The 13,701-nt window shown below is 44.7% G+C and carries 12 protein-coding genes; 7 read left to right on the forward strand and 5 right to left on the reverse strand.

Annotation, left to right across the window (positions count from 1 at the left end):
* Window positions 1-9 precede the first annotated feature (9 nt).
* From GMC92_RS04460 to GMC92_RS04480, 5 genes are all read left to right on the forward strand, one after another.
* The gene (locus tag GMC92_RS04460) at window positions 10-381 is read left to right on the forward strand and encodes a cupredoxin domain-containing protein (protein WP_003013285.1); all 372 of its coding nucleotides are present in this window, start codon (window positions 10-12) and stop codon (window positions 379-381) included.
* 11 nt (window positions 382-392) lie between these two features.
* On the forward strand, window positions 393-2,615 hold the full coding sequence (locus tag GMC92_RS04465; RefSeq protein WP_155199852.1) for a heavy metal translocating P-type ATPase: 2,223 nt from the start codon (window positions 393-395) through the stop codon (window positions 2,613-2,615).
* A gap of 348 nt (window positions 2,616-2,963) precedes the next feature.
* Complete coding sequence (spxB, locus tag GMC92_RS04470; RefSeq protein ID WP_155199853.1) at window positions 2,964-4,739, forward strand: pyruvate oxidase; 1,776 nt, start codon at window positions 2,964-2,966, stop codon at window positions 4,737-4,739.
* Window positions 4,740-4,893: 154 nt separating this feature from the next.
* On the forward strand, window positions 4,894-5,241 hold the full coding sequence (locus tag GMC92_RS04475) for a VOC family protein (RefSeq protein WP_155199854.1): 348 nt from the start codon (window positions 4,894-4,896) through the stop codon (window positions 5,239-5,241).
* Window positions 5,242-5,429: 188 nt separating this feature from the next.
* Window positions 5,430-6,869 carry a 6-phospho-beta-glucosidase gene (locus GMC92_RS04480; protein ID WP_155199855.1) on the forward strand — a complete coding sequence of 480 codons (1,440 nt, stop codon included), beginning with the start codon at window positions 5,430-5,432 and terminating at the stop codon, window positions 6,867-6,869.
* A gap of 114 nt (window positions 6,870-6,983) precedes the next feature.
* Here the strand turns inward: GMC92_RS04480 and GMC92_RS04485 are convergent, their stop codons facing one another.
* Entirely contained in the window at window positions 6,984-7,517 is a 534-nt protein-coding gene (locus GMC92_RS04485; RefSeq protein ID WP_155199856.1) for a hypothetical protein, read from the reverse strand.
* Between the two features lie 203 nt (window positions 7,518-7,720).
* On the opposite strand from GMC92_RS04485, the gene GMC92_RS04490 reads away from it, so the two are divergent.
* A complete protein-coding gene (locus GMC92_RS04490; protein WP_302992679.1) occupies window positions 7,721-8,410 on the forward strand; it encodes a response regulator transcription factor in 690 nt (229 codons plus the stop codon).
* Window positions 8,410-9,297, forward strand: a complete 888-nt coding sequence (locus GMC92_RS04495; protein ID WP_155199858.1) for a sensor histidine kinase — start codon at window positions 8,410-8,412, stop codon at window positions 9,295-9,297. The genes GMC92_RS04490 and GMC92_RS04495 overlap by 1 nt, the downstream gene beginning before the upstream one ends.
* Before the next feature lie 20 nt (window positions 9,298-9,317).
* Here GMC92_RS04495 and GMC92_RS04500 read toward each other — a convergent pair whose 3' ends face one another.
* The 4 genes from GMC92_RS04500 to pabB all read right to left on the reverse strand — a co-directional run bounded on the left by GMC92_RS04500 (window position 9,318) and on the right by pabB (window position 13,663).
* Complete coding sequence (locus GMC92_RS04500; protein ID WP_006595651.1) at window positions 9,318-10,070, reverse strand: ABC transporter permease; 753 nt, start codon at window positions 10,068-10,070, stop codon at window positions 9,318-9,320.
* A 57-nt stretch (window positions 10,071-10,127) separates the two neighbouring features.
* A complete protein-coding gene (locus tag GMC92_RS04505; protein WP_070505273.1) occupies window positions 10,128-11,036 on the reverse strand; it encodes an ABC transporter ATP-binding protein in 909 nt (302 codons plus the stop codon).
* A gap of 285 nt (window positions 11,037-11,321) precedes the next feature.
* On the reverse strand, window positions 11,322-11,936 hold the full coding sequence (locus GMC92_RS04515; RefSeq protein WP_049506328.1) for an alpha/beta fold hydrolase: 615 nt from the start codon (window positions 11,934-11,936) through the stop codon (window positions 11,322-11,324).
* A complete protein-coding gene (gene pabB / locus GMC92_RS04520) occupies window positions 11,936-13,663 on the reverse strand; it encodes an aminodeoxychorismate synthase component I (protein WP_155199859.1) in 1,728 nt (575 codons plus the stop codon). Before pabB ends, GMC92_RS04515 begins: the two co-directional genes overlap by 1 nt.
* Window positions 13,664-13,701 lie beyond the last annotated feature (38 nt).

Consider the following 13,701-nt stretch of genomic DNA (forward strand, 5'->3'; position numbering starts at 1 on the left):
GGAATTTTAATGTTTGGATTGTTAATTAGTATTGTTTGTTTACTTGGGGTTGCTTTTATTGCTTGGTGGTTCTTTGCAGAGCATGAAAAGGTAAGCGGCCACGCTCGTCAGAAATCAGGTTATCAAGAAATTGAAGTCGAAGTCATGGGGGGCTATTCGCCTGAAACCATTGTCCTGAAAAAGAATGTTCCAGCCCGGATCATCTTTAATCGCAAGGATCCATCTTCATGTCTGGCTCAAGTGATCTTTCCAGACTTTGGCGTTCATGAAGATTTGCCTTTAGGTGAAAAACATGTCATTGAAATTACGCCAGAAAAAGCGGGCGAATATGGGTTTTCATGTGGAATGAACATGATGCATGGTCAAATGATTGTGGAATAAAGGAGTTAGGTATGGTAGAAAAACAAAAAGCAGTTGTGGAAAACGGAGTGCAAAAGATCCGTATTACAGCAGAAAAGGGCTATAGTCCCAAAGAATTTCAACTTCAAAAAGGGATCCCTGCTGAAATCACCTTCCATCGGGTCAATCCTTCCGGCTGTTACAAGGAAATTTTGTTTGAAGATCAGGGGATTTTAGAGCCTTTGGAAGTCGGTGTGGATAAGGTGATATCCTTTACCCCGACAGAAACAGGGGACTTTGAGTTTTCATGTGGAATGAAGATGCAAAAGGGTTCCTACACGGTTGTGGAAAAACGCCGTCGTGTCTTAAGTTTACGGGATCGCTTTTGGATTACTAGTATCTTTACCCTTCCTTTATTAATCTTGATGATCGGGATGTGGGCAGGACTTGTCTCCCATCCAGTCAATCGCTGGGGAAACTTTCTAGCGACAACGCCGATCATGTTGGTAGCAGGAGTACCTTTTATCAAGAGTGCCTGGGCCTCATTTAAGAAGCACCATTCCAATATGGATACCTTGGTAGCTCTTGGAACCCTGGTAGCCTATGTCTATAGTGTATTTGCCCTTTTTACTGGTCAGCCAGTATACTTTGAGGCTGCGGGTTTTATCATCTTCTTTATCCTCTTAGGGCAAATCTTTGAAGAACGGATGCGTAACAATGCCTCCGAGGCTGTGGAAAAGTTGTTGGATTTGCAGGCAAAAACAGCTCAAGTTCTCCGTGATGGGAACTATGTCGAGGTGGCGGCAGAAGATATCCAAATTGGTGACTTGATTCGGGTCCGTCCTGGGGAAAAGATCGCGGTTGATGGGACGATTGTAGAAGGAAGTACGACCATTGATGAGTCGATGGTGACAGGTGAAAGCTTGCCTGTGGAAAAATCAGTTGGTGATGCAGTGATCGGCTCCACTATCAACAGCAATGGGACCATTCTCTTTAAGGCTGAAAAAGTCGGTAGTGAGACCCTCTTATCTCAAATTGTGGACTTTGTCAAAATGGCCCAATCCAGTCGTGCTCCTATTCAAGATTTGACGGATAAGATTTCAGGTATCTTTGTTCCGGTGGTGACGATTTTGGCCATTGCGACTTTCTGGGTTTGGTCCGTGCTTCTGGGCGCGTCGCTTCAAGAGGCCATGCTCTATGCAGTCTCTGTCCTCATTATTGCCTGTCCTTGTGCCCTTGGTTTAGCAACCCCAACAGCCCTGATGGTCGGAACCGGCCGTAGTGCCAAGATGGGGGTTCTGATTAAAAATGGAACAGTTCTTCAAGAAGTGCAAAAGATTCAAACCGTTGTGTTTGATAAGACAGGGACTATTACTATTGGTCAACCACTTGTAACCGATGTTGTAGGAGATGAAGCGCGTGTCTTGACACTGGCTGCTAGTCTTGAAACTTTTTCAGAACATCCACTAGCCCAAGCGGTGTTATCCCAAGCAGAAGAAAAAGGTTTGGTGTTATCCCCTGTGGAAAACTTCCAAGCGATTGAAGGAAAAGGGGTCCAAGGTCAGATCGACCAGCAGTTGGTGACCTTGGGAAATGGTAAACTTCATGACGGGACAGCGATGGATCCGGAGCTTGAAAAACGGATGGTAGAGTTGCAAGAGCAGGCCAAAACAGTGATCAGTTTGTCTGTGGATGGGCAAGTGATTGGCTTGATTGCCATTCAAGATGCTCCGAAGGCCAGCTCAAAAGAAGCGATCAAAAAGCTCAAAGAACGGGGCTTGAAAACGGTCATGTTAACGGGGGATAATGAACGGGTGGCCCAAGCTATTGCTAAGCAAGTGGGAATTGATACCGTCATTGCTGATGTCCTTCCTCAAGAAAAAGCTAGCGCCATCCAAAAACTGCAAGAAGATAGCAAGGTCGCGTTTGTTGGAGATGGGATCAATGATGCTCCAGCTCTCTCGATCGCGGATGTGGGGATCGCTATGGGATCTGGAACGGATATTGCGATCGAGTCCGGTGGCATCGTGCTCACGCAAAATGATTTGCTTGGCGTTGTGCGCGCCTTTGACATGAGTCAAAAGACCTTCCGCAGGATTTTACTCAATCTCTTCTGGGCCTCTATCTACAATCTCCTTGGGCTTCCAATTGCTGCTGGAGTCTTTGTAGGACTGGGATTGACCCTCAATCCAGAACTAGCAGGTCTTGCTATGGCCCTTAGTTCTGTGTCTGTTTTGACTAGCTCACTGCTTCTCAATGTCGCGAAGATTGATTAATGAAAATAAGAAGTGGTACAGAATTCTGTATCACTCTTTTTCTCTTTTTCCTAGAACGACAAGGAAAAGGGATGGGTATAAAACTATAGTAAAATACCCTATTATAGGATAGTTTGTGAAAATTTCTCAAAAAGAGGATCTGTTATGGAATAGGGATTGAGCATCTCTGAGCAGATCCTTATACATGTGAATCTCTTTGTGATAAATTAATACTGTAATCGTTTTGTAAATCGTTTTCATGAGAAAAGTCAGAAAAAACTCATTTTCAAGGCGAGATGATCGCAAAGATGAAGTAGAAGCGCTATGCTGCATTTTAAGGGATCAAAATAGAATTAAAGGAGAGTTAGAATGACTCAAGGAAAAATTACTGCATCTGCAGCAATGCTTAATGTATTGAAAACATGGGGCGTAGATACGATCTACGGTATCCCATCTGGAACACTTAGCTCACTTATGGACGCTTTGGCTGAAGACAAAGATATCCGTTTCTTGCAAGTTCGTCACGAAGAAACTGGTGCTCTTGCAGCGGTTATGCAAGCTAAATTTGGTGGCTCTATCGGGGTTGCAGTTGGTTCAGGTGGACCTGGTGCGACTCACTTGATCAATGGTGTTTACGATGCAGCTATGGATAACACTCCATTCCTTGCTATCCTTGGATCACGTCCAGTTAACGAATTGAACTTGGATGCCTTCCAAGAATTGAACCAAAACCCAATGTACAACGGTATCGCTGTTTACAACAAACGTGTAGCTTACGCAGAACAATTACCAAAAGTAATCGATGAAGCTTGCCGTGCTGCCGTTTCTAAAAAAGGTCCAGCCGTTGTTGAAATTCCAGTAAACTTTGGTTTCCAAGAAATCGACGAAAACTCATACTACGGTTCAGGTTCATACGAGCGCTCATTCATCGCTCCTGCTTTGAACGAAGTGGAAATTGACAAAGCTGTTGAAATCTTGAACAATGCGGAACGTCCAGTGATCTACGCAGGTTACGGTGGTGTTAAAGCTGGTGAAGTGATCACTGAATTGTCACGTAAAATCAAAGCACCAATCATCACAACTGGTAAAAACTTTGAAGCTTTCGAATGGAACTACGAAGGTTTGACAGGTTCTGCTTACCGTGTTGGTTGGAAACCAGCCAACGAAGTGGTCTTTGAAGCAGACACAGTTCTTTTCCTTGGTTCAAACTTCCCATTTGCTGAAGTTTACGAAGCCTTCAAGAACACTGAAAAATTCATCCAAGTGGATATCGACCCTTACAAACTTGGTAAACGACATGCCCTTGACGCTTCCATCCTTGGAGATGCAGGTCAAGCAGCGAAAGCAATCCTTGACAAAGTGAATCCAGTTGAATCTACTCCATGGTGGCGTGCAAACGTTAAGAATAACCAAAACTGGCGTGATTACATGAACAAACTCGAAGGTAAAACTGAAGGTGAATTGCAATTGTACCAAGTTTACAATGCAATCAACAAACATGCTGATCAAGACGCTATCTATTCAATCGACGTAGGTGACACTACTCAAACATCTACTCGTCACCTTCACATGACACCTAAGAACATGTGGCGTACATCTCCACTCTTTGCGACAATGGGTATTGCCCTTCCTGGTGGTATCGCTGCTAAGAAAGACAATCCAGATCGCCAAGTATGGAACATCATGGGTGATGGAGCCTTCAACATGTGCTACCCAGACGTTATCACAAACGTTCAATACGACCTTCCAGTTATCAACGTTGTCTTCTCAAATGGTAAATATGCTTTCATCAAGGACAAATACGAAGACACAAACAAACACTTGTTTGGTTGTGACTTCCCTAATGCTGACTATGCGAAAATCGCTGAAGCTCAAGGAGCTATTGGATTTACAGTTGACCGTATCGAAGACATCGACGCAGTCGTTGCAGAAGCTGTTAAATTGAACAAAGAAGGTAAAACTGTTGTTATCGATGCTCGCATCACTCCACATCGTCCACTTCCAGTAGAAGTACTTGAGTTGGATCCAAAACAACACTCAGAAGAAGCCATCAAAGCCTTCAAGGAAAAATACGAAGCAGAAGAACTCGTACCATTCCGCCTCTTCTTGGAAGAAGAAGGGTTGCAATCACGCGCAATCAAATAATTCCTATCGTCGAAAATCAAATGTAAACTGCGTTATCTTCACCTTGCCGTACTCCAGTACTGCCTGCGGTTCGATGCCTTGTTTATTCTTTGATTTTCTTAGAGCAGAACTTAAAAAGATCGGAGCAATCCGGTCTTTTTGTGGAGGACAGTAAATGAATTTAAATCAATTAGATATTATCGTGTCAGATGTTCCCCAAGTTTGTGCTAGCTTGGAGCGTATTTTGGATAAAAAAGCTGATTATGTTGATGATAGTTTTGCTCAGTTCACGATTGGCAGTCACTGTCTCATGTTGTCTCAAAATCATTTGGTTCCTTTGGAAAACTTTCAGTCAGGAATCATTCTTCATATCGAGGTTGAGGATGTAGACGAGAACTACAAACGGTTGAAAGAGCTTGGTATCCAGGTTTTAAACGGCCCAGTTGTAACCGATTGGGGAACCGAAAGCCTGCTAATTAAAGGCCCAGCTGGTTTAGTGATTGATTTTTATCGTATGAAGTAGGTAATTCTATTATCAAAAAATTTAAACGTTCTTGGAGTGGAACATAAAAAGATCGGAGTTATCCGATCTTTTTTTATTTCCAAGTGCAGGAGTTATCTTAGAATAGGTTTAGTTTTTCATAGGATCTTGTAGGATTTTTGGGAAAGAGAAGGGTATAATAGAACTATCAAATCAAGTGAGGTAGAGAGATGACCGACAAACTTCAATTTCCAGATGGTTTCCTTTGGGGTGGTGCGACGGCTGCTAACCAGTGTGAGGGAGCTTATAATGAAGACGGCCGTGGCTTGGCTAATGTGGATGTGGTGCCGATTGGGCCTGATCGTCACGCCATTATTACGGGTCAGAAAAAGATGTTCGACTTTGAAGAAGGCTATTTTTATCCAGCTAAAGATGGCATTGATATGTACCATCGCTACAAGGAAGACATTGCGCTCTTTGGGGAAATGGGCTTTAAAACCTATCGTTTGTCCATTGCCTGGTCTCGGATCTTCCCTAAAGGAGATGAACTAGAGCCGAATGAAGCAGGTCTACAGTTCTATGAAGACCTCTTTAAGGAGTGCCACAAGTATGGCATTGAACCCTTGGTGACCATTACCCACTTTGACTGTCCCATGCATTTGATTACCGAGTATGGAGGTTGGCGTAGTCGTAAGATGTTGGAATGTTATGAACGACTCTGCCGGACCCTCTTCACTCGCTACAAGGGCTTGGTCAAATACTGGCTAACCTTTAATGAGATCAATATGATCCTTCATGCGCCTTTTATGGGAGCGGGTCTCTGCTTTGAAGAAGGGGAGAATGAGGAGCAAGTCAAATACCAGGCGGCTCACCATGAGTTGGTCGCTTCAGCCATTGCCACTAAGCTAGCCCATGAGATTGATCCAAACAATAAGGTGGGCTGTATGTTGGCAGCTGGGCAAAACTATCCGCATACCTGTGCTCCGCGAGATGTCTGGGCTGGTCTAGAAGAAGACCGCAAGAACTATTTCTTTATCGATGTGCAGGCGCGTGGGGAATACCCTAACTATGCTAAGAAAGAGTGGGAACGTCATGGAATCACGGTTGAGATGACGGAGCAGGACCTTCAATTGTTGAAAGACCATACAGTGGACTTTATTTCCTTCTCCTACTATGCCAGTCGGGTCGCTTCAGGGGATCCAGCTGAAAGGGAAAAAACAGCGGGTAATATTTTTGCCTCTTTGAAGAACCCCTATCTAGAAAGCTCGGAATGGGGTTGGCAGATTGACCCTCTTGGTCTCCGCATTACGCTGAACACCATCTGGGATCGTTATCAAAAGCCGATGTTTATCGTAGAAAATGGACTAGGCGCCGTTGATACTCCAAATGAAGCAGGGGAGATTGAGGATGATTACCGGATTGCCTACCTGGCTGCCCACATCAAGGCCATGCGGGAGGCCATCCATGAAGATGGCGTTGTCCTCTGGGGCTATACGACTTGGGGATGTATTGATCTGGTCTCGGCCGGGACAGGAGAAATGAAGAAGCGCTACGGTTTTATCTATGTCGACCGGGACAACGAAGGCAAGGGAAGCTTGGATCGCTCACGTAAGAAATCCTTCTATTGGTACAAAGAAGTCATTGCGACAAATGGGGCTTCTGTTGAATAAAAGTTTTCGGTACTTGCTGGCCGACTCTCTCCTATAAACGAAAAAGCTTAGAATCCCAATTTCAAGATGGGGGCCTAAGCTTTTTGTATGTTGTTTAGCCAAGTCCTTACGAATTTACTGGTCGTAATCTAAGACATTGTTTTCGATTACAAACTTAGATTCAGCGGAAACGTTGGCTGCTCCTAGTTGCAACTGTGAACTTCCGTCTGGATCTAGGATATGCCACTGACCGTCCTTGTGGGCAAAGATAGCCTCAAATGTGACGTTATTGCTCTTGTCTCGAATGGGTAGAACAAATGCTTGATCTGTATTCTCTAAGAGAATCTCTTCTTTTTTTTCAAAGTTATAGATATAAAATTGCCCAGTTCTTTGTCCCAAACCATGGAGTTCATCGACTTTTTGCCAGTTCTCAAATTTTGTCCGAACCAGGGATTCATTATAAATCTTGTTGAAGGTTTCGTTGCGTTTCTTCGTTTCTTCCTCGTCTAATGATTTCTGAAACTCTGCAACCTTTTTAGTCGTTTGGATGGTTTGCTTGTTTTGCTCCCTGATTTGTTGTCGGTGGATGACTCGCATCATTCTTGCAGCAACGCCCAGGATGACAAGGATGGATACAAGGCTGATTTTAGTTTTGGCATTTTTTTTCATAGATGATTCTCCCTATTGTGTCATTGGTCCTATTATACCCTTTGAAAGAAAGAATCGTCAAGTTCATCTTGTGATGACCTAACATGCAGATCTACCTGGGGGAAATAGAATTTTATCAGATTTTCATTGACGAAGGTCCCTTTATTTGATAGGCTAGGGGAATAGAACTGATTTCGCAAGAAAAGAAAAAAGGAGCGAGGCAAGTGGCACGGATTTTATTAATCGAGGATAATAATGATATCCAAGAAATTTTATACAGTCTCTTAAGTGAAGATCATGAGGTCCTCCAGGCTTTTTCAGGTACAGAAGGGCTACGGGTCTTCCAGCAAGAAGCTGTTGATTTGGTCCTTCTGGATATCATGCTTCCAGGGAAGAATGGGGACCAGGTCCTGGAGGAGATCCGTCTGCAGAGTCAGACACCGGTTATCATGATGACCGCTCTGGGAGACAAACACCTCATTAGCCAGTATCTCCTTGCAGGTGCCAATGATTATATTGTCAAACCCTTTAATCTAGATGAAGTAGCAGCTCGAGTGACGGTGCAGTTGCGAAATCACGTCTCACCAGCAAAGAAAGCTCAAGCGTCGCAAAAGCTCTCCTTTAAAAATCTGGTTCTGAATCCAGAAACCTTTGAACTGGAGTCTGGCGCACAGACGCTTCGATTGGGCAAAAAAGAATTTCAAATTTTTGAGACCTTGCTGGTTCATCCAAAGAAGATTTTTACCAAGGAAGAATTGTATGAAGCGGTCTGGGAAGAAGTCTATCTACCTGGTGACAATACCCTCAATGCCCAATTGAGCAATCTTCGAAAGAAAATTGCCCAGCTTGACCCAGATGAGGACTATATTGAAACGGTCTGGGGCTTGGGTGTTCGCTTGAAAGGAGACAAGTAATGTGGGTTCTAGTTCTAATTCTTGTCGTCCTTGTCCTTCTCTTGGGACTGGGCTACCTTCGCCTACTCTCTGCTCTCACAGATTTGCAGGAGCAGATTCAAAAGAAGCTCCAAAGCGGGAGTGGGGTACGGCTGACCTCTCAGGTCTCAAAAAAAGAATTGGTCGCCTTGACCAAGCAGGTCAGTGATCTCTTTGATCAGATTGAGCGGACCAATCGGATTGCCTTTCAAGAAAAGAAGACCTTGGATATGGCCATCAGTAATATTGCTCACGATATCCGGACGCCTTTGACCATTGCGTCGGGCTATACCCAACAAATCATCAAAGGTGGGACGCAGGAAGAGGAAAAGCTGAAGAAAATTGCTTCCAATCTTCAAGTCGTCTCAAAACGCTTGGAATCTCTCTTGGAATACAGACGCTTGATGGAGGGAGCTATTCAGCCTCGGCTTACAGACGTTAATCTCAGCCAAGTCCTGACCCAGCAGTTGTTCCAGTATTATGACAGCTTGTCCGAAGCGGGGATTGCCTTAGAGGTGGAGCTAGAAGAGCATCTTCATTATGCTACGGATCCGGAACTTTGGGAGCGCCTCTTGCAAAATATGCTCAGTAATGTCCTCAAGCATGGAAAGGATCAGGCTCGCTTGACCTTAATGTCGGACGCGGACACGATTCGAGTCGAGCTGCGCAATATTGTGCAACAACCGATCCAGCACTTAGACCAATTGGCTAGTCGATTCTACTCTGAAAATCTCTCGGATACAGAAGAGTCATCTGGCTTGGGTCTCTATATCATTCAAAATTTTGTAGAGATCTTAGGGGGAGACTTGCAACTGGCAACGGAGGCAGACTGGTTTATCTTGACCATTACACTAAGAAAAAAGGCTTGAGCACTGCTCAAGTCTTTTTGTTATAAATCTTTGTGTTTAAAAGTAGCCAGTCCTAGGAAGCCGAAAACAAGGATGAATCCAAGGGCGATCGAGAGGGTGTTGGTTGTTGCTGTTGTGCTCTGTACCATGGAATATTGGAATTCCAAGTTTAGATAGTGGAGAATATCAATATCTTTAAGGAAGAGCGCAGGAAGGCTTAAGAGGATATTTCCAATGAAGTAGCCAACGAAGGCCAAGGTGATGGATTGGCTGGCATAAAGAAGGAAGGAAATGATGCTGACCCAAGCCAAGGTGGAAAGGAACTGAATCAGCACGGTCAGTCCAAAATGAGCCAAGAAGTGCTCTGGCATGGTGCCAAGTCCATTGTAGAGCGTCGCGATCAAGAAGACGAGACCATAAGAAACAAGAAATTGGAAGAGAGCAATGGTCAGAACAACGGCGCTTTTGGCAAAGTAGTAACTGGTGCGAGAAACGCCATAGGCCAGACTATTCTTGTATAAGTTTTGCGTTAAGTCTGTTCCCAGGACCAAGGTGATGACAATAATGGTAAAGAGGATGGTCACACTGATGCTGGAAGAGTAGTTGGTCAAAGCTTTAAAGCCTGTCCAAACTTCGGTCGCTTGGGGCAATTTGGATTCCGTATTGACGCCGACGTGGCCAGTAGCTCCAAAGATGACTCCAGACAGGATGTTGAGAACGAGAATGGCTTCTGTAATCCAAAAACCTTTGGAGCGAAAAAGTCTGTAAAAATCTGCTTGAATGGTATGCAACATGATAAATCTCCTAAATGAAATATGTGGGATAGGTAATAGAGGAAGACGGTGATTGGACTAGTCTACCAAGTCCGTAAAGAATTTTTCCAGATCTTGGCGGGCATAGTAGATTTCGTCCACGTCAATATCGGCTTGAACGAGGGCTTTGACAATGACTTTAATATCGTGAGTCTGTCCGAAGATATGGATTTCTCCATCCTTATCGATGACCTTGATGCGGTGATGGAGTTGATCCTGAATCAGTTGACTCGCAAGGGCTAGCTGGCTAGTCTTGAGGATGATGTAGTCTTCTCCTTGTTCTTCGAATTCAGCCTTGCTAATTTCTTTGATCAGGCGTCCTTGGTCGACAATACCAAAGCGATTGGCAACCAGATAGAGTTCGGAGAGGATGTGACTGGAAATGAGGATGGTCATGCCGAGTTCATCATTGAGGCGTTTGATCATCTGACGGAATTCCTTGATTCCGACTGGATCAAGGCCATTGATGGGTTCGTCCAGAATAAGGAAATCTGGCTTAGCAATGAGAGCAATCGCAATTCCCAACCGTTGTTTCATTCCTAGTGAGAAGTCACGGAATTTCTTCTTACCCGTATTATTCAGGCCAACATAGTTCAGGGTTTCTTTGATGACCTGGTCGGGATTGGGGATATGGCGAGCCTTGCAATAGTAGACCAGGTTTTGATAAGCGGTCATATGCTTATGGGCCACGGGACTCTCAATGACGGATCCAACCCGTTTAAGCGCTTGGGTCCACTGGGAGCGATTTGTAGAAGCAAAGAGAGAGACGCTTCCATCAGTTTCTTGAATCAGCTGGGTGATGACCTTGATGAGGGTGGTTTTCCCTGCACCATTTTTGCCGATCAGGCCGTAGACGTCGCCTTTGCGAATGGTGAGATTCACATCATTTAAGGCGTATTGATGACCAAATTTTTTACTCAAATGGGAAATTTCTAATACTTTTTCCATGGTTTTCTCCTTCGTCCAAATGACTAGTTGTTTTCTTTACACTCTTAGTATACAGCTTGCTTTTCAAATAACTATCAAGCAATTCTCAAATATTTCTAAAAAAAGAGAGTGGGACAGAAATCGGTAATTCGTTAGAATTCGATTTCGTCGTCCCACCTCCGCACAGTTGAGTAGGGCTGTAAAAGCTGATGAAATCAGCATAGTAGAGCCCACTCAACCACTGCGTCTTGCTCGACAATCCAAAAATAATTGAGAGGCTAGGACTTTTGTCCCAGCCTCTTCATTTTAAAACCCAGCGACAAACTCCTTGATGGCTTGGGCCAGTTCATAGGGTTTCTCGGTATTGAGTAGATGACCTCCGTCTGCGATTTCTTGATAGCGGCCTTTTGGCAGGAGCTTGGCCAATTTTTTAGAAGAAGATTGATTGGCCCAATCTTTGCTGCCACAAATAACCAAGCTAGGGAGAGAGCAAGCTTTAACGGTATCGGTTAAATTGAGCCCTTTTAATTCGGTCAAAATTTGAAGCATCTGTTGTTTATTGGCATCTTGTTTTTCAAAGACATGCTTGGGAAGTAGACGAAAGAGAAGGATCTGGAGCCGATAGAGGGGGTTGGTGTTGAGTTTGTATTGAGTTCCTGCAAGGACCAAGCCCTTGAGTTGCGGGAAGTCTTGTCTGGAGAGATCAAGAGCGAGCACGCCACCTAGTGAGAGTCCTACCAGAATAAAGGGTTCGCTTTCTTGCTGGAGGCGCTCCATCAACCTTTCTTTAACTTCCTGATAGCTTTCTTTTGGATGGGAGAAAATATCAAAAGTTTTGGAGTGCAAGGGTGAAAGTGCAAATTGGACTCCTTGCCAAGAGAGGACATCCTGTCCTAGTCCATGTAAAAAAATCAGTTTCATCAGGAATCCTTTCTTTGAAAATCGAGTTCGTAGAGACCACGAAGAGCATTGCAGGCATAAATACGATCGGCGTCTATTAAATCGTTCAGAGTTAAGAGTTTTTCTTCAACCTGCTGGGTCTCAAGAAGATGGCGCCGGTAGATGCCATCTAATAATGGGAGGTGAGCTGGTGGGGTATAGAGTTGTCCCTCTATCTCCAGCACCAGATTGCCAATCGTCGTCTCTAGCAAGCTTCCGTCTGGCAGATGAAAAATTTGCTCGTGATCTGACTGGCCTAGATGGTCTCTCTGACTCGTTTTGAAATAAGTAAATGGCGTCGCTAAATCAAGCTTCTGCTCGGTCAGTTGGGCCTGTAGATAGCTAGCTGGCAAGTCGGTCAGCTCCGTGATCTCTAGGTGGAAGGTCCCGTTTTTTTGCAAGGCAATCCGACAACGATAGTCAAGGTTGAGATCTAAATGAGCGAGTTCTTCTTGAAGTTCTTTCAGGAGCTTCGACTCATCATAAGGATATGCAAAGTAGCGACTAGCTTCTCTCAAGCGTGTTACATGTTGGTCGAGGAAAGTCAACTCTCCTTGGTGGATGCAGCCAGTCGTCAGGAGCTCAAAGCGAGGTTCTTGCCGGTAGAGGACAGCCGATTTTTGCTTGGTTTCCTGGTATTCACCTTCCCATTTGCTGTCCCAAGTGATGCCTCCTCCCACGCCATAGATGGCTTGATTCCCCTGCATTTGAAGGGTCCGGATGGCTACATTAAAAATCCGTTTCCCTTTTGGAAGAAGGATGCCGATCGTTCCACAGTAGACACCTCGAGGAGACTTCTCCGTCTTTTGGATGATTTCCATAGTGGAGATCTTCGGTGCGCCTGTGATCGATCCACAAGGGAAGAGGGCTTGGAAGGCTTGGACCAGATCGACTTCGGGTCGCAAGCGGCTTTCAATGGTCGATGTCATCTGCCAAACAGTGGAGTATTGCTCGACTTGGCAGAGATGGGTCACCTGCTCACTCCCAATTTCCGAAATCCGATTCATGTCATTGCGCAGGAGATCCACAATCATCATGTTTTCTGCTCGATTTTTGGGATCAGCTTCTAGCCAAGAGGCTTCCTTGAGGTCGGCTTGGTTGGTGAGACCACGACGAGTCGTTCCCTTCATAGGGCGCGTGGTCAGTAGCCGGTCGTCTTGCTCAAAAAAGAGCTCAGGACTGATGGAGAGGATAGAGACATCATCGTGCTGGATGAAGGCATTGTAATGGGCCTTTTGCTCTACCACTAAGCGATTGTAGATGGCCAAAGGATCTGCTTTTAGCTCTTGAGAAAGCTGGACAGTGTAGTTGACCTGGTAGGTATCTCCCTGGCGAATATGGTGATGGATCGTCTTGATGGCTTCTTGATAAGCAGGCGCCTCTACCTCTTCCTTCCAATTGGCTGGAAGATCCACAGCTTCATAGTCCTCTGGAAAAGGAAGGGTTTCGACCTTCTCGTGGATAGTAAAATAGAGGAGATACTCTCCCATAAGAGGTGCTGGATGGACAGCAAACTTCTTCTCAAAAGCAGGAGCAGCCTCATAGCTGACATAGCCAACAGCATAAAAGCCTTGCTCCTGGTAGGCTTCGACTTCTCTAAGAAGATCCTCTACCTGGTCGAGGTTTCTAGTTTTTAATTCCTTTATGGGCTTGGTGAAAAGGTATCGCAATCCAAGCTCTTTAAAATCAATAATGGTTTGTTTATGCATGCTTTGAGTATATCAAAAATAGAGGAAAAAAGGTAGAT

It is taken from the genome of Streptococcus parasanguinis (genome assembly GCF_009717775.1).
GTDB classification, from domain to species: Bacteria; Bacillota; Bacilli; order Lactobacillales; family Streptococcaceae; genus Streptococcus; species Streptococcus parasanguinis_AG.